The sequence below is a fragment of the Kocuria sp. UBA5001 genome (genome assembly GCF_002398425.1).
Taxonomy (GTDB): Bacteria; Actinomycetota; Actinomycetes; order Actinomycetales; family Micrococcaceae; genus Kocuria; species Kocuria salsicia.
In genome coordinates this window covers 1-21,378 of the sequence record NZ_DGYR01000013.1, presented here as the reverse complement: position 1 = coordinate 21,378, position 21,378 = coordinate 1, and the positions used below count along the sequence as shown (strand labels likewise).

Annotated in this window: 17 protein-coding genes and 2 pseudogenes; 8 read left to right on the top strand and 11 right to left on the bottom strand. The window is 70.6% G+C overall.

Translation table 11 applies throughout. From position 1 onward, the window contains the following. The first annotated feature begins 2 nt into the window (after positions 1-2). Entirely contained in the window at positions 3-194 is a 192-nt protein-coding gene (locus tag B3G12_RS08005) for a CsbD family protein (RefSeq protein WP_012397150.1), read from the top strand. Between the two features lie 73 nt (positions 195-267). On the opposite strand, the gene B3G12_RS08000 is transcribed toward B3G12_RS08005, so the two are convergent. Continuing rightward, on the bottom strand, positions 268-1,638 hold the full coding sequence (locus B3G12_RS08000) for an MFS transporter (RefSeq protein WP_290499873.1): 1,371 nt from the start codon (positions 1,636-1,638) through the stop codon (positions 268-270). Between the two features lie 124 nt (positions 1,639-1,762). On the opposite strand from B3G12_RS08000, the gene B3G12_RS07995 reads away from it, so the two are divergent. Both B3G12_RS07995 and B3G12_RS07990 read left to right on the top strand, forming a co-directional pair. Further along, positions 1,763-2,086, top strand: a complete 324-nt coding sequence (locus B3G12_RS07995) for a putative quinol monooxygenase (protein ID WP_144941460.1) — start codon at positions 1,763-1,765, stop codon at positions 2,084-2,086. A gap of 13 nt (positions 2,087-2,099) precedes the next feature. After that, on the top strand, positions 2,100-3,038 hold the full coding sequence (locus B3G12_RS07990; RefSeq protein WP_290499872.1) for an N-acetylglucosamine kinase: 939 nt from the start codon (positions 2,100-2,102) through the stop codon (positions 3,036-3,038). Between the two features lie 167 nt (positions 3,039-3,205). Here the strand turns inward: B3G12_RS07990 and B3G12_RS07985 are convergent, their stop codons facing one another. From B3G12_RS07985 to thpR, 5 genes are all read right to left on the bottom strand, one after another. Further along, complete coding sequence (locus tag B3G12_RS07985) at positions 3,206-4,381, bottom strand: acyl-CoA dehydrogenase family protein (protein ID WP_174233403.1); 1,176 nt, start codon at positions 4,379-4,381, stop codon at positions 3,206-3,208. A 63-nt stretch (positions 4,382-4,444) separates the two neighbouring features. Beyond that, complete coding sequence (locus B3G12_RS07980; RefSeq protein WP_290499871.1) at positions 4,445-5,608, bottom strand: CaiB/BaiF CoA transferase family protein; 1,164 nt, start codon at positions 5,606-5,608, stop codon at positions 4,445-4,447. 136 nt (positions 5,609-5,744) lie between these two features. Further along, positions 5,745-6,977 (bottom strand): M20 family metallo-hydrolase, encoded by a 1,233-nt coding sequence (locus B3G12_RS07975; protein ID WP_290499870.1) that lies wholly within the window; start codon positions 6,975-6,977, stop codon positions 5,745-5,747. A gap of 80 nt (positions 6,978-7,057) precedes the next feature. Further along, positions 7,058-8,338: an MFS transporter gene (locus tag B3G12_RS07970; RefSeq protein ID WP_290499869.1), complete on the bottom strand. Its 1,281-nt coding sequence runs from the start codon at positions 8,336-8,338 to the stop codon at positions 7,058-7,060. Positions 8,339-8,348: 10 nt separating this feature from the next. Further along, complete coding sequence (thpR, locus tag B3G12_RS07965; RefSeq protein ID WP_144941470.1) at positions 8,349-8,987, bottom strand: RNA 2',3'-cyclic phosphodiesterase; 639 nt, start codon at positions 8,985-8,987, stop codon at positions 8,349-8,351. Positions 8,988-9,028: 41 nt separating this feature from the next. Between thpR and B3G12_RS07960 the strand changes: the two genes are divergently transcribed. Further along, entirely contained in the window at positions 9,029-9,277 is a 249-nt protein-coding gene (locus B3G12_RS07960; protein ID WP_290499868.1) for a hypothetical protein, read from the top strand. A 6-nt stretch (positions 9,278-9,283) separates the two neighbouring features. On the opposite strand, the gene B3G12_RS07955 is transcribed toward B3G12_RS07960, so the two are convergent. The 4 genes and pseudogenes from B3G12_RS07955 to B3G12_RS07940 all read right to left on the bottom strand — a co-directional run bounded on the left by B3G12_RS07955 (position 9,284) and on the right by B3G12_RS07940 (position 12,763). Next, positions 9,284-9,835: a metallophosphoesterase family protein gene (locus tag B3G12_RS07955; RefSeq protein ID WP_290499867.1), complete on the bottom strand. Its 552-nt coding sequence runs from the start codon at positions 9,833-9,835 to the stop codon at positions 9,284-9,286. A gap of 21 nt (positions 9,836-9,856) precedes the next feature. Next, positions 9,857-10,272: pseudogene (locus B3G12_RS07950) on the bottom strand (arsenic resistance protein); the annotation flags it as partial. Between the two features lie 125 nt (positions 10,273-10,397). After that, on the bottom strand, positions 10,398-11,774 hold the full coding sequence (locus B3G12_RS07945; protein WP_145011279.1) for an L-serine ammonia-lyase: 1,377 nt from the start codon (positions 11,772-11,774) through the stop codon (positions 10,398-10,400). 251 nt (positions 11,775-12,025) lie between these two features. Continuing rightward, a pseudogene (locus tag B3G12_RS07940) lies at positions 12,026-12,763 on the bottom strand (ribonucleotide-diphosphate reductase subunit beta). A 529-nt stretch (positions 12,764-13,292) separates the two neighbouring features. Between B3G12_RS07940 and B3G12_RS07930 the strand changes: the two are divergent. Then, positions 13,293-14,711, top strand: a complete 1,419-nt coding sequence (locus tag B3G12_RS07930; protein WP_094393236.1) for a glucose-6-phosphate dehydrogenase — start codon at positions 13,293-13,295, stop codon at positions 14,709-14,711. Between the two features lie 123 nt (positions 14,712-14,834). Then, entirely contained in the window at positions 14,835-17,639 is a 2,805-nt protein-coding gene (locus B3G12_RS07925; RefSeq protein ID WP_290499866.1) for a hypothetical protein, read from the top strand. Between the two features lie 231 nt (positions 17,640-17,870). Here the strand turns inward: B3G12_RS07925 and B3G12_RS07920 are convergent, their stop codons facing one another. Further along, complete coding sequence (locus tag B3G12_RS07920) at positions 17,871-19,433, bottom strand: AbgT family transporter (protein ID WP_290499865.1); 1,563 nt, start codon at positions 19,431-19,433, stop codon at positions 17,871-17,873. 309 nt (positions 19,434-19,742) lie between these two features. On the opposite strand from B3G12_RS07920, the gene B3G12_RS07915 reads away from it, so the two are divergent. Beyond that, on the top strand, positions 19,743-20,441 hold the full coding sequence (locus B3G12_RS07915; protein ID WP_290499864.1) for an NUDIX hydrolase: 699 nt from the start codon (positions 19,743-19,745) through the stop codon (positions 20,439-20,441). Further along, positions 20,438-21,378, top strand: a 941-nt coding sequence (locus tag B3G12_RS07910; RefSeq protein ID WP_290499863.1) for a quinolinate synthase, incomplete at its 3' end; no start/stop codon positions are given. The genes B3G12_RS07915 and B3G12_RS07910, both read left to right, overlap by 4 nt.

Below are 21,378 nucleotides of genomic sequence, written 5' to 3'. Positions count from 1 at the left end.
CTATGGGACTCGGTGACAAGATCAGCAATGCTGCGGAGAAGGCAACCGGTGCCGCCAAGGAGAAGGTCGGCGACGCCACGGACAACCGCGATCTGCAGGCTGAAGGCGCTGCGGACAAGATGTCCGGTGGCGCCAAGCAGTCCGTGGAGAACGTCAAGGACGCTGGCAAGAACCTCAAGGACGGGCTGGGCTGAGCTCCGCACCCGCAACCTTTCAATCGGAAGGCCCTCGTCGTCACGACGGGGGCCTTTCGCATGCCCGGCTCGCTCAGCGCACCCCGTACCGGCGGCGGGCGATCAGAAGGCTCACCAGGGACAGCGCCGCCACCGCGGCGTAGTAGATGCTCGGAGAGGTCAGGGAACCTGTCGCGGAGATCAACCACGCGAGCACCAGCGGGGCGAAGCCGCCGAACACGGTGACCCCCACGTTGTACGCGATGGACATGCCCGTGGTGCGGATGGCGGTGGGGAACATTTCGCTCAGCAGCGCGGGCATGGGTCCGAAGTACAGTGCCATGATCGCGCCCAGCACCGCCTGCACGGCCGTCAAGGCGGCCACGGTGGAGGCACCCACGAGCCAGAGGAACAGTGGGTAGACCGCCAGCATGCCCACCACGGCCGCGACCAGCATGACCTTGCCGGGACCCACGCGGTCCGCCAGGTGTCCCACGAGTGGTGAACCCACCAGGGTCACGAGCCCGGCCACCACGCCGCCCAGGTACGCGGCCCACGAGGGCAGGTCCAGATTCTGGATGGAGAACGTGGGCATGAACAGGATCGTGTACACGGACATGGAGGCCAGACCCACCACACCGGAGGCCGTGAGCCACCGTCCCGCGGAGTGCACGATGGTCTGTGCGAGGGGGCCGCGCCACAGGGCGGGGCGCGGCGTCTTCGTTCTCTCGGTCGTGTCCCCGCCTCGGGCGCCGGGGGACGACGCCGCCCGCTCGCGTTCGCCCTGCAGCGCCTGGAAGTCCGGCGTCTCGTCCATACGCAGGCGGATGAACAGGCCCACGGGGCCGATGAGCAGCCCGAAGAGGTAAGGAACGCGCCAGCCCCACGAGTAGAGGGCGTCGTGGCTGAGCAGGGTGTTCAGGGCGAAGCCGAAACCGGAGGCCATGAAGATGGCGATGCCCTGCGTGGACACCTGCCAGGAGCCGTAGTAGGCACGCTTGTCCGGAGCGTTCTCGATGAGGAACGCGGTGGCCGTTCCGAACTCGCCACCCGCGGAGAAGCCCTGGACCAGGCGCGCGAGCAGGATCACCAGCGCCGCTGCGGGGCCAATGAGAGCGGAGGTGGGGGCCACGAGCATGATGAGCGTGCCCAGCATCATCAGCGCGATGGTGATGGTGAGCGCGGGGCGGCGCCCGTGGCGGTCCGCATAGGAACCCAGGACCAGTGCACCCACCGGGCGGATCAGATAGGACACCGCGAAGGTGCCGAACGTCAGCAGTGTGCCGGTGACCTGACCCATGCCCTCGGACTCGAAGAACAGGTGGGAGATCACCACGGCCAAGGACGAGTAGACGATGATGTCGAACCACTCGAGCGCGTTTCCGATCGAGGACGCCACCACCGCGCGACGCGCAGTGCGGCGCTGCTCGGGGGTCGCGGAATCCTGGGTTGCTGGGCTGCTCATGTCTGCACGCTAGCCCACGGTCCGCACGCGCTGAGCGACCCGTGACGCCGCATGACACCGGGGGCGCTCCTATACTGGACTGCGACAACGCACCCTTCGAGACACGCAGCACCAGGAGCAGAGAATGATCTTTATCGTAGTCAAGTTCGAGGCCAAGGACGAGTACGTGGAGCGTTGGCCGGAGCTCGTGGCCGAGTTCACCGAGGCCACCCGCCGGGAGCCCGGGAACAAGTGGTTCGAGTGGTCCCGCAGCCTGGAGAACCCCAACGAGTTCGTGCTGGTGGAGGCCTTCGAGGAGGACGCCGCGGAGGCCCACGTGAACTCGGAGCACTTCCAGAAGATGACCGAGCAGTTCCCGCAGTACCTGGTGAAGACCCCGCGCATCATCTCCCGCCAGGTCGAGGGGGACGGCTGGGAGGAGATGGGCGAGGTGCAGGTCTCGAACTGACCCGGCCGCCGCAGTGAGCGCAGAGCCCGCGGGACCGGGCCCCGGTGACTCGCGCAGCGCGGGCGAGTTCCTCGTCGGCCTGGACATCGGCGGCTCCCACACGCGTGGCATCCTCTTCCACGGGGGAACACCCGTGCGCGAGGCGCGCGCCGGGTCCGCGAACGTGCAGAACGTCCCCGCGGAGCAGGCGCACGCATGCCTGCGCTCCGTCCTGTCGCAGTTGCACGCGGCGCCCGGCACGCCCGTGGTTGCGGGATCCGGCGGCGTGGACACCGCGCACGACGCCGCTCGACTGGCCGGTCTCATCCGTTCCGCCGGTTGCCTCGGCCCGTCCGCGAGTGTGACGGCCGTGCACGACACCCGCCTGATCCTCGCCGCCGGCGCTCACACGTCCGGGATCGCGCTCATCGCAGGAACCGGCTCGGTGGCCTGGGGCGTGGACACTTCCGGCCGCGAGGTACGCGCCGGCGGCTGGGGGTATCTCCTCGGCGACGAGGGCAGCGGCTACTGGATCGGCCGGGAGGCCGTGCGCCGGGTGCTGCGTCGGTCCCAGCAGCCTGCTGCCGGGAATGCGGGAGAAGCGCTCACCCGAGTGGTGCTAGAGCACGCCGGAGTGACCGAGCCCACCGACCTGATCGGCGCGTTCCACAACCATCCGGACCGGCCCCACTGGGCAGGGCTCGCGCAGCCCGTGTGCGAGCTGGCCGCCTCCGGGGACGCCGTGGCGTCCGAGCTGGCGGCGGTGGCCGCGGAGCACCTGGCGGAGCTCGTGCTCACCGTGGCAGGCGCCATGGCCGAGCCGCTTCCCGTGGTCGTGGGCGGCGGGCTCACAGGGTCCGCGGTGGGCCTGCACGTGGCCGCGTTGCTGCGGGAGCAGGGCCTGTCCGTGACGCTCCTGGACCGCGAACCAGTCCTGGGAGCCCCTCTGCTGGCCCGCTGCGCCCCGGGCTGACCGTGCAAGGCTGAGACCCGTGGCCCCGTCCGGACCCACCAAGACCGCGACGCGTGATGAGGCCACGGGAACGGGCGGCCCGGCGTCGTCGCCCGTCTAGGACGATGCATGCGCATAAAAAAACCGGGTGCCTCCCGAGGGAGGCACCCGGTTCGGGACGCACGGACTCAGCGGAACGCGCCCACCCCCGTGAGCTGCTGACCCAGGATCAGGGAGTGCACCTCGTCCGTGCCCTCGTAGGTGCGCACGGACTCCAGGTTGTTGGCGTGGCGCAGGGGCGAGTAGTCCAGGGTGACACCGTTGCCGCCCAGGATGGTGCGGGCCTCGCGGGCGATCTTGATGGCCTCGCGGCAGTTGTTGAGCTTGCCCACCGAGATCTGGTGGTTCTGCAGCGTGCCGGCGTCTTTGAGCCGGCCGAGCTGCAGGGCGAGCAGGAAACCCTTGTCAATCTCCAGGGCCATGTTCACGAGCTTCTGCTGCGTGAGCTGGTAGCCGGAGAGCGGGCGGTCGAACTGCAGGCGCTCCTGCGAGTAGGCCAGAGCGGCCTCGAAGGAGTCACGCGCGGCACCCATGGCACCCCAGATGATGCCGTAGCGGGCCTCGTTGAGGCACGAGAACGGGCCGCGCAGACCCTTGGCCTCCGGCAGCATCGCGGAGGCGGGGAGGCGGACGTCCGTGAGCTCGATGTCGCACTGGATGGACGCGCGCATGGACAGCTTGGCCGTGATGGGCGTGGCCTTGAAGCCCGGGGTGTCGGTGGGGACCACGAAGCCGCGGATCCCCTCATCGGTCTGCGCCCAGATCACGGCCACCTTGGCCACGCTGGCCAGCCCGATCCAGCGCTTGGCGCCGTTGATGAGCCAGTTCTCGCCATCCTTGCGGGCGAAGGTCTTCATGGAGGAGGGGTCAGAGCCTGCGGTGGGCTCGGTCAGGCCAAAGCAGCCGATGGCCTCACCGGCGGCCATCTGCGGCAGCCACTCCTGCTTCTGCTCCTCAGAACCCCACTTGTAGATGGCGCTCATGGCCAGCGAGCCCTGCACGGACACGAACGTGCGTAGCCCGGAGTCCCCGGCCTCCAGCTCCGCACCGGCCAGACCGTACTCCACTGCGGTGCGTCCAGCACAGCCGTAGCCCTTCAGGTGCATGCCCAGCAGGCCCAGCTTGGCCATCTCCGGCACGATCTCGAGCGGGAAAACGGCGTTGTCGTACCACTCGGCGATGTTCGGCTTGATGGTGGCATCCACGAACTCGCGCACCTTCGCGCGCAGCGCGATCTCTTCTTCGGACAGCAGGGAGTCGAAGCTCACCAGGTCCATGACGTCCACGGGTTTCAGTTCACTCATGGGTCCACTGTATGACTGCGGACACACCGCGCGTAGCCGGGTGCGGAGCCTGATTTCCCACTTCTACTTGTCCCGGGGTTCCCGCAGCCACTGCACCACGGTATCCGTGTCCTGCCCCAGCTGCGGCGGGGCCTGCGTGGGGGACGCCAGCGGCGGGGTCCACTGCGCAGGGTGACGGAACTGGCGGCCCACGGTCGCGCCCGTGCGGTCCTGGACGTCCACCGTGGGTTCCAGCCCGAGCTCCTCGGCCAGGGCCACGCCCTCGTCGATACCGCCCACCTTGCCCGCGGGCACTCCCACCTCGGTCAGGGACTCCTGCCACTCGGACGCGGTCCTCGCGGCCAGGGCCTCCTCGAGCAGCGCCGTGAGCTCCTCGCGGTGGTCCACGCGGACCCCGTTGCTCACGTAGCGCTCGTCATCGGCCGCCTCGGGGATGCCGAGCACCTCGGTGAACTTCCGGAACTGGTGGTCGTTGCCCACCGTCACGGCCAGGGGCGCGTCCGAGCACTGCAGTAGCTGGTACGGGACGATCGACGGGTGGTCGTTGCCCATCCGCTGCGGGACCTTCCCCGCGCCCAGGTAGGCCTGCCCCTGGTTCACCAGCGCGCCCTGCAGGCTGGACAGCAGACTGACGTCGATGTGCGCGCCGCGGCCCGTGCGACGTCGTTGTTCGAGCGCGGCGAGCGTGCCGATCGTGGCGTCCTTGGCGGTGAGCACGTCCACGAGCGCGACGCCCGCCTTGGTGGGCTCGCCGTCCGCGCGGCCGGTGATGCTCATGAGCCCGCCCACGGCCTGCACCAGGAAGTCGTAGCCGGCCAGGTGCGCACCGCCCGCCGTGCCGAAACCGGAGACGGACACGAACACCACGCCGGGGTTCTCCACCGAGATCTCCTCGTAGCCCAGCCCCAGCCTGGCCATGCCGCCGGGCTTGAAGTTCTCCACGACCACGTCCGCGCGCAGAGCCAGTTCACGCGCGAGCCCGCGACCCTCGTCCGTGTGCAGGTCCAGGCAGACGGACTCCTTGTTGCGGTTCACGGACTCGTAGTACGTGGGCCCGGTCTCCGAGAACGGCGGGCCCCAGTGCCGGGTGTCGTCCCCACTGCCGGGCCGCTCCACCTTGACCACCCGCGCGCCGAGGTCCGCGAGGGTCATGGTGCACAGCGGCCCGGCGAGCACGCGGGAGAAGTCGGCGACGAGCACGCCGTCCAGGGGCAGTGGATCGGTCACGGGGTCCTCCTCGGGTCGGGACTTCCTCCCTACTCTATGACCGGAGACACACTGGGGTGTGGGTGAGACGTCCATACCCGGTCGCGTGCGACCGTCCGGACACCCCCGCGCCCCCACCCGGTGGGTGCCGTGGACGTCAGCCCAGCTCACCCTGCGCCACCCGCCGCAGGGTGGCGGTGAGCATCTCCAGACCGGCGAGCATGTCCTCGTCCGAGGTGAACTCGTACTCGTTGTGCGTGATGCCGCGGTGGGAGGGCACGAACAGCATCACGGTGGGCAGCACGTCCTTCACGTTGGTGGAGTCGTGCCCGGCGAGCGTCATGATCCGGGTGTGGGGCAGGTCCAGCTCCGTCACGACCTCCTGGGCGAGTGCCAGGCCCTCCGGGGCGTACTCCAGCACGTCCCACGCGTGGCGGTTCACGGTCTGGATCTCCACGTTCGCGGCCCGCGCAGCATCCTCGACCTCCCGGGCGAAGTGCTCGTCCGCGGCGGTCAGGCGTTCGGCGTCCGGGCTGCGCAGGTCGATCACCAGGCGCGCCTCCCGGGCCACGGCCACCGGCGAGTTGGGCTCGATCAGCAGCTCCCCGCAGGACGTGATGACGTCGTGCTCCAGCGCGACCTTCCGCGCCGAGGCGATCAGCAACGACGCCCCGAGCAGAGCGTCCTTGCGGTCCTCGATGAGCGTGGACCCCGTGTGGGCCTGCTCCCCGAGCACCCGCAGCTCGTACTTCCGCACACCCCACGTGGCCTCCACCAACCCGATGGTGAAGCCGTCCTCCTCCATGGACTTCCCCTGCTGGATGTGCAGCTCCACGTAGGCGGTGGCCTCCGGGATGACGTCCTCACCGCGCTGCCCTAGGGCGTCCAGCGCCTCGCGCACGCTCACCCCTGCGGTGTCCCGAATCGCGAGCGTCTCCTCCAGGTCGCGCTTGCCGGTGTACACGGAGCTGCCCATCATGGACGGCTTGAAGCGGCAGCCCTCCTCGTTGAACCAGTTCACAACGCACAAGTTGCGGCTCAGCTCCATCTCCCCGCCCAGCGCGGCGAGGTGGAGCTGCGCGCACGCGTGGGCCCCGGCCAGTACGCCGTACGCGCCGTCGAACCGGCCTGCCCGCGGCTGCGAGTCCAGGTGCGAGCCCACCAGCACGTAGGGCTCCCCGGGGGTGTGCTCGAACAGGCCGAACTGGTTGCCGACCGCGTCGTAGTGCACCGTGGCGCCGCGCGCCGTGAGCCAGCCGGCAAACCACTGCCGGTTCAGCCCGTCCGCCTCGGTGGCCGCCTGCCGCTCCACGCCGCCGGACTCCAGCCCGCCGTTGCGGGACATCTGCGCGAACGCGTCCAAGAAGTCGGAGTTGCTGTGCTGAGTCATGAGGGTGCCTCCCGGAGCATCTCGGGGTGGGGCGGCGACCCCGCCCGTGGTGGTGGTGGGGCCATGCTACGACGGCACGCTCACGCGCCCCGCCGTGGGCCCCTCCGCCGGTGCACCGCTTTCTCCAGCCCGCTGCCCAGCAGCAGGGCGCAGGTCAGCCAGATTGCCCCGCCCGGGCCGAGGGGAGCGGCAACGGCTCCTGCTGCCACAGGCAGCAGCACCTGCCCCACCCTGTTGCCCATGAGGCGCACGGCGAGCGCCGAGCCGCGCCAGGCGTCCGGCACGGACGTGGAGATCATGGTCATCGTCAGCGGCTGGCCCAGTCCGAGGAAGAAGCCGCCCACGGCCAGGAGCAGTGCCGCCCACCAGAAACGGTCCAGGAACAGGGGCGGAACGATGAGGGTCACGCCCGAGGCGATCAGGCTCACCACGAGCAGCCTCTCCCGGGAAAACCTTCCGGACAGCCACGGCAGCAGCAGACGCGAGGCGATTGAGGCCAGGCCGCGGACCCCGAGCAGGACACCCACCACGGACGGTGCGACCCCCACCTCCTCACCCACCAGGGGGAGGAACGCGGTGAGGATGTCCAGCATCGCCAGCAGGGACATCGCCGCCACCATGTGCGAGACGATGCCGGGGACGCGCAGGATCCCGAGTGTCGTGGCGCGGCCCTGCGCCGGTTCCCGGGGGCCACCGGCGGCGTGGTCCGCGTCCGGGGGCGACACCGCGGCGTCGCCCGCCCCGTCCGGAACGCCAGCGGGCAGGGAGGACCTGGTCAGGAACAGCGGCACCGCCAGGACGGTCACCGCGACACCGATCCACAGGCTCTCGTTCACCGCGGCCATCCGCTCCGCGGAGGCCACGTCGGTGCCGTGGCCCACGATCCACCCCCCGAGTGCGGGCCCGATCATCTGGCCCGCAGAGAACGCTGCGGTGAACCACCCGAACCCCTTGTCCAGATCCCGGTCCGCCGCATAGCGCGCGATCGCCGTCTGGCCACCGATCGTGAAGCACAGGTGCCCCACGCCCAGCACGGCGCTCGCCACGAGGATGAGCCATACCGAGCCGGCGACCGCCAGTCCAACACCTGCCAGGGCGAGCAGACCGACTCCGGTGAGGATCAGCAGCCGCAGCTGCGGAATGCGGTCCGAGACCCGTCCCAGCCAGACGGCCGTGACCAGAGGAATCAGCGCGTAGGCGGCGGTGGTGAGGCCGATGACCACCGGGTCCGCGTGCAGCCCCAGGAGCTTGTAGGAGGTGATCGGGCGCAGGAGGTTCGCACCCGACTGCGTGAGTACCGCTGAGCCCACCAGGACCCACAGCCATGCGCCCGAGCGGGAGGCAGGAGCGGTCGCGGACATGTGGTCCACACTAACGGGGCCGGGGGCGCCCCTGACCGGGCGGGCCCGGGGCCGCGGGACCACCCAGCGGGCAGCGCGCGATCTCTCTGTGCAGCGCCCCGCCCGAGCGTCCTTCTCCGAGCGCGGAGGACATCAGGCGGACCTCGCCCACGGTCCACTCGGGGCCGTCGTACACGGACAGTGCCCGGACCACGTCTGCGAGCTCCGGCCCGCCGCGTGCGAAGACGCGTGAGCCGCGGCGCCGTTGCGCGGCCCGGCGCGAGCGCTCCGTGCGGGACAGCCGCGCCACCGTGAGGTGTGCGCGTTGCCGGGCCCGTTCGTCCGGGTCCAGGGAGCAGACGCGCATGAGGTCCGCCAGGCCGGTGGTCTCCCCGCCCAGCCCCATCCAGAGCGTGGTGCCTCCGAACGAGCCGGCGCCGCGCAGGCCGACCCGAAGCGGCGGGGACGGGCTGGCAACGGCGTGCAGGTGCTCCTCGAGATCGGGCACCGCACCCTCCGGCTGGTCGCCGTAGAAAGCGAGCGTGACGTGCCACTGCTCGGGATCGCCCCAGCGCAGGGAGGTGCCCGTCATGGCGCGCACCTCGCTCAGGGCACGGACCAGGTGCTCGCGAGCTGCGCGGGGAGGGTACGCGGCGGCGAAGAGCCTCATGCGTCCACTGTAGGAGTGCCGCCGCCGGAGGACTACCCTGAATGGCACCCCCACCGCGCGGAGCCGTCGTGCAACCCGCCGTGAAGATCCTCCTGACGCTCACCGCCGTGGGCCGGATCGGCTTTGCCGTCTTCTTCACACGGCTCCAGGTGGATGCCGTCGATCCTTCCGGCGGCGTGCCCATCGGGCTGGGGATGCTGTGCATGGTCACTGCCATGCTGGCCGTCAGCGAGCTGCTGGGCGTACTGGCCGCATGGCTCTCGCGGTTCATCGTGGGCAGAGACGACTGACCCCCGTCAACGAGTGCTGCAACCAGCAACCACTGACGGGTCGCGCACCCGGTGCCGCCCCGGCAGCGCCACCAGCTCCACGTCCGTGAGCGTCCCCGCGTCCGCCGTGACCCGCATGTACGTGCAGTGCGGCTGCCGCCGGCGGTCCGTGGGGGATCCGGGGTTCAGCAGCCGCATCCCGGAGGGCGCGGTGGTGTCCCACGGGATGTGGCTGTGGCCGAACACCAGCACGTCCGTGTCCCGGAACGCTGCGTCCATGCGCTTCTCCCGGCCCTGTTTCGCGCCGGTCTCATGGGTCATGGCCCACTGCAGGCCCTCCAGCTCCCACCGGGCGGTCTCCGGCATCTCGGCGCGCAGCTCGGGGCCGTCGTTGTTGCCCCACACGCACACCAGGCGGCGTGAGCGCTCCCGCAGCGCCTCGAACGTGGTCAGGTCCACCCAGTCACCGGCGTGCACGACGACGTCCGCGGCCTCCACCTCGTCCCACACCTGGGCGGGCAGGTCCTTGGCGCGCTTGGGAAGGTGGGTGTCCGCGAGCAGCAGCAGCGACGTGGTCATGGCTTCATTCTCGCGCGGTCATCAGCGGGCGGGAACCGTGGGGTCGCAGGGGAAGACACGCGGGCCCAGCCAGACCGAGACGTAGACCAGTGCCGCGAGCACCGGCACCTCGATCAGCGGGCCCACCACCCCGGCGAGCGCCTGGCCCGAGGTGACCCCGAACGTGCCGATGGCCACAGCTCGAAGTTGTTGCCCGCCGCGGTGAACGCCACAGTGGCGGATCTGGCGTAGCCCAGCCGGGCGGCTCGGGAGCTGAACGTCCCCGGGGCGAACATGATGGCGAAGCAGCACGGCCGTGGCAACGCGATCCGGACCACGTTCCACGGCTGGGAGGTGATGGCGTCCCCCTGCAGGGCGAAGAGCACCACGATGGTGCCCACGGAGAACTCCGCGGACGTGACGGGCAGGCCGAGCCACCCGGGCAGCCCCTGCAGGTAGACCCCCAGCGGTCAAGGAAGGACATCTCCCACAGCACCGAGGGCGTCTCGTCAGACCGGGTGGACGGGGAGGGGTCACGACCACCAGGTCCTCCGCATGGAGGGCTCGCATGAGCCGATCAGTCTCAGCACTCGATGACGTTCACGGCGAGCCCCCCGCGGGAGGTCTCCTTGTACTTGATCTTCATGTCCGCACCGGTCTCCCGCATGGTCTTGACCACCTGGTCCAGGGAGACCTTGTGGATGCCGTCCCCCTGCATGGACAGCCGCGCGGCGTTGATGGCCTTCACGCTGGCAATCGCGTTGCGCTCGATGCACGGGATCTGCACGAGCCCGCCCACCGGGTCGCACGTCAGTCCCAGGTTGTGCTCGATGCCCATCTCCGCGGCGCACTCGACCTGCCGGGGGCTACCGCCCAGCACCGCGCACAGGCCCGCCGCGGCCATGGAGCACGCGGAGCCCACCTCGCCCTGGCAGCCCACCTCAGCGCCGGAGATGGACGCGTTCTCCTTGATCACGATGCCGATCGCCGCCGCGGTGAGCAGGAAGTCCACGGCATTGTCGTCGCACGCGTCCGTCATGAACCGCGTGTAGAAGTGCAGCACGGCGGGAATGATCCCTGCCGCACCGTTGGTGGGGGCCGTGACGATGCGCCCGCCGGACGCGTTCTCCTCGTTCACCGCGAGCGCGTAGAGGTTGACCCAGTCCATCCCGTACAGGGGGTCGTCCCCGCGCTCCTTGGTGAGCAGACGCTTGCGCATCTCCGGGGCACGACGGCGCACCTTCAGTCCCCCGGGCAGGGTCTTCTCCTCGCGGGTGCAGCCGTTCTCCACGCACTCCTGCATGACGGACCAGATGTGCAGCAGCTGCGCGCGGGTCTCCTCGGCCGGGCGCCACGAGAGCTCGTTGGCGGCCATCACCTGCGCGACGCTCAGGTTCTCGAACTCGCAGATGGCGAGCAGCTCGTCCCCCGTGCTGAACGGGTACTTCACGGGGGTGTCGTCCTCCACGATCTTGTCCGCGCTGCTCTTGGAGTCGTCCACCACGAACCCGCCGCCCACCGAGTAGTAGACGCTGTCGCGCAGGACGGTGCCGGCGGTGTCGTACGCGGTGAAGCTCATGCCGTTGGGGTGGGTGGGCAGGGACTTGCGGCGGTGCATCACCACGTCCTGGGAGCGGTCGAAGGCCACCGGGTGCAGGCCGTCCAGCAGCAGCTGACCGGTCTCGCTCGCGTGGGCCACCGTGGCGTCCGCGGTGTTGGTGTCCACGGTCTCCGGGTCCTCGCCCATGAGCCCCAGGATCACGGCCTTGTCCGAGCCGTGGCCCCACCCGGTGGCCCCCAGAGAGCCGAAGAGCTGGGAGTGCACGCGCGCCACGGACCCCAGCAGGGCGTCGTCGGCGAGGCCCTTCACGAAGAGCCGGGCGGCCCGCATGGGGCCCACCGTGTGGGAGGACGAGGGCCCGATCCCCACCGAGAACAGATCCAGAACACTGAGCGCCACGTTGCGTTTCTCCCCACTGTCAGGCCCTCGGGCGCGGCGTGGATGGTGCCGTGCGGGGCCGGGCGGCCGCGCGGCGCGGAAGGCTCCGCACGGATCGGCTACACCGTACGTGGGTCCCACATGGCGGGCAAGCCTCGCAGGCTCGGTGGCCGACGGCGCCGCACGCGACCACCCGCGGCCCGGCACCCTGGGAGGGGAGCCGGGCCTTCACCGCGGGAGTGGCCGGGCCACGGCGGGCTCCGCCGGAGGGCTCATACCTCCCAGTCCGCGTCGGTGGTGTCCTCCCCCTTGCCCATCACGTAGCTGGAGCCGGGGCTGCTGAAGAAGTCGTGGTTCTCGTCGCTGCCCGGGGACAGCGCCGCCAGGATCTCGGGGTTCACCCGCGTTTTCTCGGCCGGGAACCGCTCGGGGTAGCCCAGGTTCATGAGCGCCTTGTTCGCATTGTTGTACCGCACGAAGACCGCCACGTCCTCCATCAGCCCCAGCGGTTCGTAGAGCGCCCCGAGTACCGCAGCCCGAGCTCCGAGAGCGTCTCCAGCGGCTCGAACGTCAACTCCTGCATCTGCGCGCGTGCACGGACTGCATGAAGGCAGTGTTCGTGTACGCCGCCTCCTCGTGCTGCGTGCGGGTGCCCTGGATCCGGCAGATCCCCCCACCGTGGCCTGCACGGTGTCCAGCATGGTCAGGCCCGTGAACACCCGCGTGGTCAGCGTCCGCTCCTCCGGGCGCATCCGTTGCCACGCGGGAATGTCGGTGGACAGCGGAACCTTCTCCGGGAGCCAGAAGTTGGCGGTGAACCGGTTCCACACCTCCAGGTCCTTGCCGTCCGGCACCCGGTTCCAGTTCACCGGACGCAGGCGCGCGGTCGGGTCCTTCCGGCAGGCGAGCGAGGTGATCGAGTGCTGCGGGTAGAGGGCGTTCGTGAAGTCGTCGCTCTTCTCGCTGCCGTAGTGGATGCGCTGCGGGGCCAGGTACCCGGACAGGTTCATCTGACCCAGGCCGACGCCGTGCGACGCCGCGTTGCCCGCCGCCACCGAGGGCACCGCGGCCACGTCCGCCTGCCCGGCGACGGCGCACGGCAGCCGGTCCCGCCGCAGCAGCGCACCGTCCTGGTGGCCCTGGTTCACGAGCACCTGAATGCTCAGGGCCGCATCCCGCAGCCAGGTGCAGCGGTAGTCCCAGTTGCGCCCCCACGAAGTCCTCCGGCAGGGACGTGGTGGGCGCCGCGACGATCCCGCCGGTCTCCGGGTGGGTCAGGGCGCGCAGCACCGGCAGGGAGCGGGTGACGATCTCGTCGTAGCCGCCCCCGCAGCCCACCGCTGAGACCCAGTCGTCCAGGCCGCCGCCGGCCACCCGCGCACCAACAGGCGCCGTCGCGCCGTTCCCGTGCCCGGCCTCCTGCGCCCCGGTCTCGTTTCCAGCCTCAGCCGCTGGCACGAACCCCGACGCCGCCCGCTGGCCGTCCCCCGGGGTGCGGCAGCGCAGCCCGAGCCTCTGTCCACCCCCTACCCTGATCCCATGGACAACATCAGGACCCTTGTGATTCTCGGCGCCTCCGGCGACCTCACCGCGCGACTGCTCCTGCCGGGGCTCGGTTCGCTGCTGGACCTGCAGCCGGAGCGGGAGATCACGATCGTCGGCTCCGCCCGGGACGACTTCCCGGGTCCACTGGGTCCGGACGACGACGTGCGTGCGGGGACCTGGGAGGAGACGGTCGCCAAGGCGTTCGCGTCCGTGGGCGCCACCGGCCCCGCCGTGGAGCGAGCGCAGCGGGAGACGCACTGGGTCTCGTGCGACGTCACCGAGGCTGCGGACCTCGAGAAGCTGCTCGGCGACGTCGTCGGCCCCGTGTGCCTGTACTTCGCGCTGGCTCCCGCCATCACCAAGAAGGCGTGCGCAGCGCTGGCCGAGCTGGACTCGCTGCCCGAGGACCTGTACCTGGCGCTCGAGAAGCCCGTGGGCACGGACCTGGCCTCCGCGCGGGCGCTGAACGCGCAGGTGGGGCAGCTGGTGGACGAGCAGCACACGTTCCGCGTGGACCACTTCCTGGGCATGCCCGGCGTGCTGGACATCGTGGGCCTGCGCTTCGCCAACCGACTGTTCGAGCCGCTGTGGGACCGGCGGCACGTGGAGTCCATCGAGATCGTCTTCGACGAGACGCTCGCCCTGGAGGGCCGCGGGGAGTTCTACGACAGCACGGGTGCCGCCCGGGACATGCTGCAGTCCCACCTGCTGCAGGTCATGGCGCTGACGATGATGGACCCGCCTTCCCGATTCGACGCCGTGGAGGTCCCCGCCAACACCGCGCACATCCTGCGCGCCACCCGGCTGTGGGACGAGGAGTCCACCATGCACGCCGCCGAGCACCCCGGGATCACCCCGGTGGTCCGCGGCCGCTACACCGCGGGAACCACGGGCGGGCACGACGTCCCGGACTACGCGGAGGAGAAGGACGTGGACCCGCAGCGGGAGACCGAGACGTTCGTGCAGGTCACCCTGGAGGTGGACACCTGGCGTTGGAACGGGGTGCCGGTGACCCTGCGCTCCGGCAAGGCGATCGGCAACCCCGCCCAGCACATCCGCGTGACCTTCCGCCGCCCGCCCCACGAGTACAAGGGCTGGCCGCACCCCCTGGCCCCGGACGTACTCAGCGTGGGCTTCGAGGAGGAGCACGTGCAGCTCGAGACCAACGTGGGCAGCCCCTTCGACTCCCGCGGCATGAACCGTCTCACCCTCTCCAGCGGCGTCCCGGAGCCGGGGCTCACGGCCTACGGCTCCGTGATGCGCTGGATCCTGGACGGGGACCCCACCTTCACCGTGCGCGCGGACGCCACGGAGGAGGGGTGGCGGATCATCGACCTCATCCAGAACGCCTACGACACCTGCGCCCCCCTGCAGGAGTACCCCGCAGGATCGGCGGGCCCGCGCGTCAAATAGAGACTTATTCATACACACGTCCCTTTCACGGCGGGGCATGACCTGGGGGCGTGTCCTCCTCTGGTATCCAGGGAAAGTCCAGGCAATCCGCTGGACCTTCAACGCGTGACAGGGGAGAACCACATGCCATCATCGGCGCACGGCCCGGCGGGCGAGTCCCGGGATCGGAACGGGGAGAAGACCGAAGCCGTCCCCGCCGCAGGCCACGAGGGCCACGGCGCGGCAGCAGCCGGTGCCGCCAGCCATGGTGCGGCGAGCGCCGGGGCGGCCACCGCCCCCGGCCAGCAGCCTTACGCCTACTCTCCGCCAGCGGCTCTGTCCACGATGACCCCGCGCCACTGGTGGGTTCCCGCCGTGGCCGGGGCGGCCGGCTACGTGGGCATGGTGCTGGGCACCGTGCTCGCCATGCTGCTCACGCTCCTGGGCGCAGCCATCGCGGGGGACTCCAGCGGGAGTCTCACGGATCAGGTGGACAACCAGATCGGCACCTTCACCGGTGAGGCCCCCGACCTCTCCGGCGCCGCATGGTTCCTGTCCGTGCCGTTCCAGCTGGCCGCCATGGCCGCGCTGGTGCCGCTGCGCGTGATCGCGAGCGTCGGTGGCGAGGGCGGCACCGCGGGCATCACCGTGCCGCAGCACTTCGCCCTGGCGTGCGGCATCGCCGCCGCGTGGTTCGTGGCGCGCAAGCTCTCGGCGGGTCTGCGCGTGGAGACGCGCGCCGTGCAGTGGGTCATGGCCGCCGTGGGCGGCGTGGTGTGGGGCGCGCTGGCGCTGATCGTCACCGCGGTGACCGTACTGCGCATGGACCTCTCCGTGTTCTACTCCACCCTCCAGCTGCGCATCACCGCCGTGGGGCCGGGCCTGTTCGCCGTGCTCCTGGTGGTGGGTCTGCTGAGCATCGCCTCCGCACTGAACGTGCGCTCCACCCAGGCCGCTCCGGGCCGCGTGGTGATCGGCGCCGAGCGCTCCCTGCCGGGTGCGCTTCAGGTGCTGCGTCCCATCGTTGTTCAGTTCACCGTGTTCGCCGTGGTGGCGGGCCTGGGACTTCTGATCTGGGCCTTCGTGAAGTACGGCGCCGTGGCGGGCTTCTCCGCCCTGTTCTGGCTGCCCGTGGCCGTGGGCTGGCTGTTCGTGCTCTCCCTGCTCTCCGCGCTGACCGCGGGTGGCGCGGCGATCTCCTACACGGACCTGACCGGCAACTCCCACGCGTTCTACCTGTGGAGCGAGGGCACCGTGCCCGGCTGGGCTGTGGTGCTGTGCATCCTGCTGGCGCTGGTCTCCGTGCTGTGCGCGGCCACCGCCTGGGGGCACGTGCGTCCCATGAACCAGCGCGTGGCGCGCAACCCCTTCGCGTGGGCCGTGCTGCCCCTCGCGTACTTCGTGCTCGGCATCCTGCTCATGTGGCTGCTCAACGTCAGCGGTTTCGCCGCGGAGGCGGGCAGCCGGACCCAGGGGGCGGGCTTCAGCCTGCGCCCCGCCGGGTGGACGTGCCTGGTGCTCCTGCTGTGGGGTGCGGTGATCGAGCTGCTCGCCCGCTTCGTGGTACCCGCGTTCATGAACTCCCTGCCCGCCGGGGTCACCCGCGGTCTGCGCGGTTCCGAGCGCTCCCGCGGCCGCGCCGCCGTGGTGGCCTCCGCCGCCGCAGTGGGTGGAGCCGGTGGCGCGGTGGCTGCCGCCGGGCACCACGCTGCCACCGCACCGGGCACGACGACGTCCGCGACCCCCGCGGCGACGTCGTCCCCCGCGGCCTGCCCCACCGAGGACACGGTGACCGCCCAGCGCGGTGACACCGCCGGGCTCACCCCGGGTGAGCAGACCCGCGTGCTGCCCAGCTACGACGACGCCCGCCCGGCAGCCGCCGCGCAGCCCGAGCGCACGCCCATGGACCCGGCCAAGAAGAAGCGGATCCGGTTGATCGCGATCATCGTGGGCGCCCTGGTGCTGCTGGCCGTGGCCGCGGTGATCGTGTTCTCGGTGCTCAGCCGCACTGTCTTCGGCCCGGACAACCAGGCCGGGGAGCTGCTGCAGTCCGTGCAGGACGGCAAGGCGTCCGCCGTGGCGAAGGCCGCGGACCCGAACGTGGCCACCGGCGAGCGCGCGCTGCTCACGGACGAGATCTACGGAGCCGCCGAGAACCGGGTGTCCTCGTACGAGGTCAAGGACACGCAGATCGACGGCGACCACGCCACGGTCAACGCCACCGTGACCCAGGACGGCGTGACCACCCCGGTCTCGCTGCCCATGGTCAGCGACTCGCGCGCCGGACTGTTCAAGTCCTGGCGCGTGGACGAGACCGCAGCCGGGTCCTCGCTCTACCAGACGTTCAGCGTGGAGGTTCCCGCGGGTGTGGACGAGCTGACCGTAAACGACCAGAAGGTCACGGTGGACAAGCAGAACGACCCCCACGCCCAGGAATTCACCGTGCTCCCGGGCGACTACGCCGTGGGCGTGTCCTCCGCGAGCAAGTACGTGACCTACGGCGGCAACCAGGTGGCGCAGATCCGCGCCGGGGCGGAGTCGATGGACTCGGGCATGTCCTTCAGCCAGTCCTTCACCCCGGCGCTGGAGCAGGACCTCACCAAGCAGCTCAACGCCAAGCTGGACACGTGCGCCAAGTCCGACGAGTTCGAGCCGGACGGCTGCCCCTTCGGGTACTCGATCTTCGGGGACGAGAAGGACTACCGGAACCCGGTGTGGAGCATCGAGCGCTACCCCACCTATTCGGTGTCCCGCTCCCCGTTCGGCAGCGGTGAGATCTCCTTCTCCACGAGCAAGTCCGGGGAGGCGCGTCTGAACTACCAGCACAACGAGGAGTACGACGACGACGAGCCCGCCGACTGGTCCGACGAGGACACCACCACGAGCATCTCCACCTCCGGCACCGTGACGGTGTCCGGGGACAAGATCACCGTGGACTCCAACGACTGACCCGCTCCCCCGGTGACGGACGCCGGTGCCAGCTTCCGGTACCGGAGGACGGTGAGAACGCCCCTCCCCGCTCAGTGACCTGGTCACCGGGCGGAGAGGGGCGTTCGTCGTTTCCAGTGGGGGGCTCGCGGTCCTTGGCCGGCCACCCCAGAGATGCACGCCCCGCGAGGGGCGGCGTGCCGGGCGAGGGCGGCAGCGCGGCGTCGTCGTCCCCGGCGAACCCCGCCGCGTTCAGAGGTCCTGCGGACCCAGCGGCAGGCCGAGGAGGTACCAGGCGATGAAGAGCAGGAACCAGCCCACGAGCATTGCGATGGACAGCGGGAGCACCAGCGAGATCAACGTGCCCACCCCGGCGTTCTTCTGGTAGCGCCGCAGGTAGCCGAGCACGAGCGCGAAGTAGGGGCTGACGGGGCTGATCACGTTGGTGGGCGAGTCGCCGATGCGGAACAGCGCCTGGGTCATCTCCGGGGACACGTTGAGCAGCATGAGCATGGGCACCATCACCGGCGCGAGCAGCGTCCACTGGGCGGAGCCGGAGGTGATGAGCAGGTTCATCACTGCCACGATCAGCACGATCCCGGTGAAGGTCGCCACCGGCGGCAGCCCCAGGGAGCCGATGAAGTCCGCACCGTAGACGGCGAGCACAGGGCCGATCCCGGACCACTGGAAGTACGCGGTGAACTGGGCGGCAGCGAAGAACAGGACGAGCACCGGGGTCACGCGGGTGAGGCCCTCGGCCATGGCCTCGGGCACCTGACGGGCGCGGGTCATGGTCCCGGCGGCGCGGCCGTAGACCCGGCCGACGACGGCGAACATCACCGCGATCACGATGCCCACGTTGATCAGCAGCGGGGACATCAGCACGGTGCCGTCCTCCGCGCGCAGCGGAGAGCCGGGAATGAGCAGGGCCAGGAGGTAGACCACCATCATGAGCGCGAAAGCGATCCCGGCGTTGCGCAGGCCGCGCTTCTCGCGGGGCTTCAGGCGCATGTCCTCGAAGTCGCCCATGTTCTGCTGCTTGGTGTCGGTGTCCTCCTCGATGGCCTCGCCGCGCTTGGCGAGCACCGTCTCCGTGACCACGGTAATGATGCCCGCGAGTACCAACGAGGAGACGAACGTGAAGAAGTAGTTGGACACCGGGGTGACGGTCACGCTCTTGTCGATCAGACCGGCCGCCGCCGTGGTGATGCCGCCGAGCAGCGCGTCCGACGCCGTGGGCAGCAGGGACGCGTTGAACCCGGCCGCCACGGAGCAGAACGCCACGATGAGCCCCACCACAGGCGAGCGCCCCGCGGCCTTGAACGCGAGCGCGCCCAGGGGGATCAGCACCACGTACATGGCGTCCGAGGCGATGGAGCCGGTGATGCCGGTCAGTGCCAGCACGAAGGTGAGCCACTTGGGCCCCACCCGCGCCACGGAGCCGCGCAGCGCCGCCGAGAGCATCCCGGACTGCTCGGCCACGGCCACGCCGAGCAGGATCACGACTACCAGCCCGAGCGGCGGGAACTCCACGAAGTTGGTCACGGCCTCGGCCACGATCTTGCGCAGACCGTCCGGGGCCAGAAGGCTGGTGACCGCAACGGTCTCCCCGGTGGCCGGGTTCACGGCGCTGAGCCCCACCGCGGAGAGGATCCAGCTGAGCAGGATCACGATCCCGGCGAGCAGCAGGAACAGCCAGAACGGGTCGGGAAGCTTGTTGCCCACCCACTCGATCCAGTTCAGGACCCGGAGCAGGGCGCCGGTTCCCCTCTTCTCGGTGCCGTGCGGGCGGGCGCTGGGCGCGTTCGAGGACATGGCGTGTTCCGTTCTGCCGGCGGAGCAGGGTTCAGCCCAAGGTACGCAACCTGCGGGCCGGCAGTGGTGAGGACACGGGCGGGCGACGATTGTGGCGCGCGGTTCGGGGGCACGACGTCGTGTCGCGGGGCCGCGCGTTCGGTCCAGCCTGCGAGGGGCCGGGTCCGCACGGGGCAGGTTTCCCGCGGACCGGGTTCCGGGGGGGGTGACGGCGCCCCGCCACTTAGTGTCATTCTGACACTAACGTGTTAGAGTCTCCATGACACTTACGGGGGATCCCCCCGGACTCCTCGGCGATGGGCGGCGGCCATGGGCACTGCGTGCACGAGCATCGCTGTGTCCACGGTGATCTTCACGGTGCGCCCCACCGGCCCGGACGGCAGCCACGAGTTGTGGTTGCCGCTGGTGCGCCGGGTCCGCGAGCCCTACCGCCAGATGTGGGCGCTGCCGGGTGGTCCACTGGGCCAGGACCAGGACCTCGAGACGGCGGCCGCGAGCTACCTGCACCTGACCACGGGACTCACCGCCGCGCACCTCGAGCAGATCGCCACCTTCGGGGGCCTCACCCGTTCCGAGGGTGCCGACGAGCGCGTGGTCACCGTGGTCTACTGGGCCGCCCTGCCCACGCACGACGCCGCGTCCGGTGACGGCGACCTCAACGTCACCTGGCTGCCGGCCACCGACCTCCCGCCGCTGGCCTTCGACCACTCGCTGATCGTCTCCCACGCCCTGGCGCGCCTGCGGGACCGGATCGCGGACCCCACCGTCGCCCGCTCCTTCCTGCCCGCCGCGTTCACCGTCGCCCAGCTGCGGGAGGTCCACGAGGCGATCCTCGGCCACAAGGTGGACCCCCCGAACTTCCGCCGCCACGTGCTGCGCTCGGGACGCCTGGAGGACACCGGCCAGCGCCTGGCCGGCACCCCGCACCGCCCGCCGGCCCTGTACCACTTCACCACCGAAGACGCACCCGAGTTCTTCCGATCCCGCTCCACCGAGGAGACACCATGACCTCCGTCGCCACCCGCCTGACCCTGCTGGCCTCCCGACCGGACGCCGCGACGTCATCACCGCAGGGTTCCTCGTGCAGCTCGGCGCTGGCCGAGCAGCCGTGGGACTTCCCCGCCCCGCTCGCGCAGGGCTACGGCCCCGGCGCCTCCCAGGATGACACCGTGCCGGCCGGATCCCCCGCGCAGCCCACCATCCCACAGCGCTATCGGGATGCCACCCCCGAGCAGCTGGACGCCATGATCCGCGCGGCGAAGCAGAGCCTCGGCGAGCGCGCGGTGGTGATGGGCCACTTCTACCAGCGGGACGAGATCGTGGCGCACGCGGACTTCATCGGGGACTCGTTCCAGCTCGCGCAGCAGGCGAAGGCCCATCCGGAGGCGGAAGCCATCGTGTTCTGCGGCGTGCACTTCATGGCGGAGACCGCGGACATCCTCTCCACCGCCGATCAGGCCGTGATCCTGCCCAACCCCGCCGCCGGCTGCTCCATGGCGGACATGGCGGACGAGGACTCGGTCGAGGAGTGCTGGGCGGACCTTGTGGATGCCCTCGGTCCGCATGCCACGGCCGAGGACGGCACCGTGCTCACGGACGAGCGCGGCGAGCCCCTCGCATCCGTCGTTCCCGTGACCTACATGAACTCCTCGGCGGCACTGAAGGCGTTCTGCGGGCGCAACGGCGGGATCGTGTGCACGTCCTCGAACGCCGCCACGGTCCTGGAGTGGGCCTTCGCGCGCGGGCAGCGCGTGCTCTTCTTCCCGGACCAGCACCTGGGGCGCAACACCGCCAAGGCCATGGGCGTGCCGCTCACGCAGATGCCCCTGTGGAACCCCCGCAGGCCCCTGGGCGGCAACTCCCCCGAGCTGCTGCGGGATGCGCGCGTGATCCTGTGGCACGGCTTCTGCTCCGTGCACCGCCGCTTCACCGTGGCGCAGATCGA

Bases quoted from the DNA above. Each gene is read 5' to 3' on its own strand.
- B3G12_RS08005 (WP_012397150.1), top strand. From the start codon at position 3: ATGGGACTCGGTGACAAGATCAGCAATGCTGCGGAGAAGGCAACCGGT.
- B3G12_RS08000 (WP_290499873.1), bottom strand. From the start codon at position 1,638: ATGAGCAGCCCAGCAACCCAGGATTCCGCGACCCCCGAGCAGCGCCGC.
- B3G12_RS07995 (WP_144941460.1), top strand. From the start codon at position 1,763: ATGATCTTTATCGTAGTCAAGTTCGAGGCCAAGGACGAGTACGTGGAG.
- B3G12_RS07985 (WP_174233403.1), bottom strand. From the start codon at position 4,381: ATGAGTGAACTGAAACCCGTGGACGTCATGGACCTGGTGAGCTTCGAC.
- B3G12_RS07975 (WP_290499870.1), bottom strand. From the start codon at position 6,977: ATGACTCAGCACAGCAACTCCGACTTCTTGGACGCGTTCGCGCAGATG.
- B3G12_RS07970 (WP_290499869.1), bottom strand. From the start codon at position 8,338: ATGTCCGCGACCGCTCCTGCCTCCCGCTCGGGCGCATGGCTGTGGGTC.
- thpR (WP_144941470.1), bottom strand. From the start codon at position 8,987: ATGAGGCTCTTCGCCGCCGCGTACCCTCCCCGCGCAGCTCGCGAGCAC.
- B3G12_RS07960 (WP_290499868.1), top strand. From the start codon at position 9,029: ATGGCACCCCCACCGCGCGGAGCCGTCGTGCAACCCGCCGTGAAGATC.
- B3G12_RS07955 (WP_290499867.1), bottom strand. From the start codon at position 9,835: ATGACCACGTCGCTGCTGCTGCTCGCGGACACCCACCTTCCCAAGCGC.
- B3G12_RS07930 (WP_094393236.1), top strand. From the start codon at position 13,293: ATGGACAACATCAGGACCCTTGTGATTCTCGGCGCCTCCGGCGACCTC.
- B3G12_RS07925 (WP_290499866.1), top strand. From the start codon at position 14,835: ATGCCATCATCGGCGCACGGCCCGGCGGGCGAGTCCCGGGATCGGAAC.
- B3G12_RS07920 (WP_290499865.1), bottom strand. From the start codon at position 19,433: ATGTCCTCGAACGCGCCCAGCGCCCGCCCGCACGGCACCGAGAAGAGG.
- B3G12_RS07915 (WP_290499864.1), top strand. From the start codon at position 19,743: ATGGGCACTGCGTGCACGAGCATCGCTGTGTCCACGGTGATCTTCACG.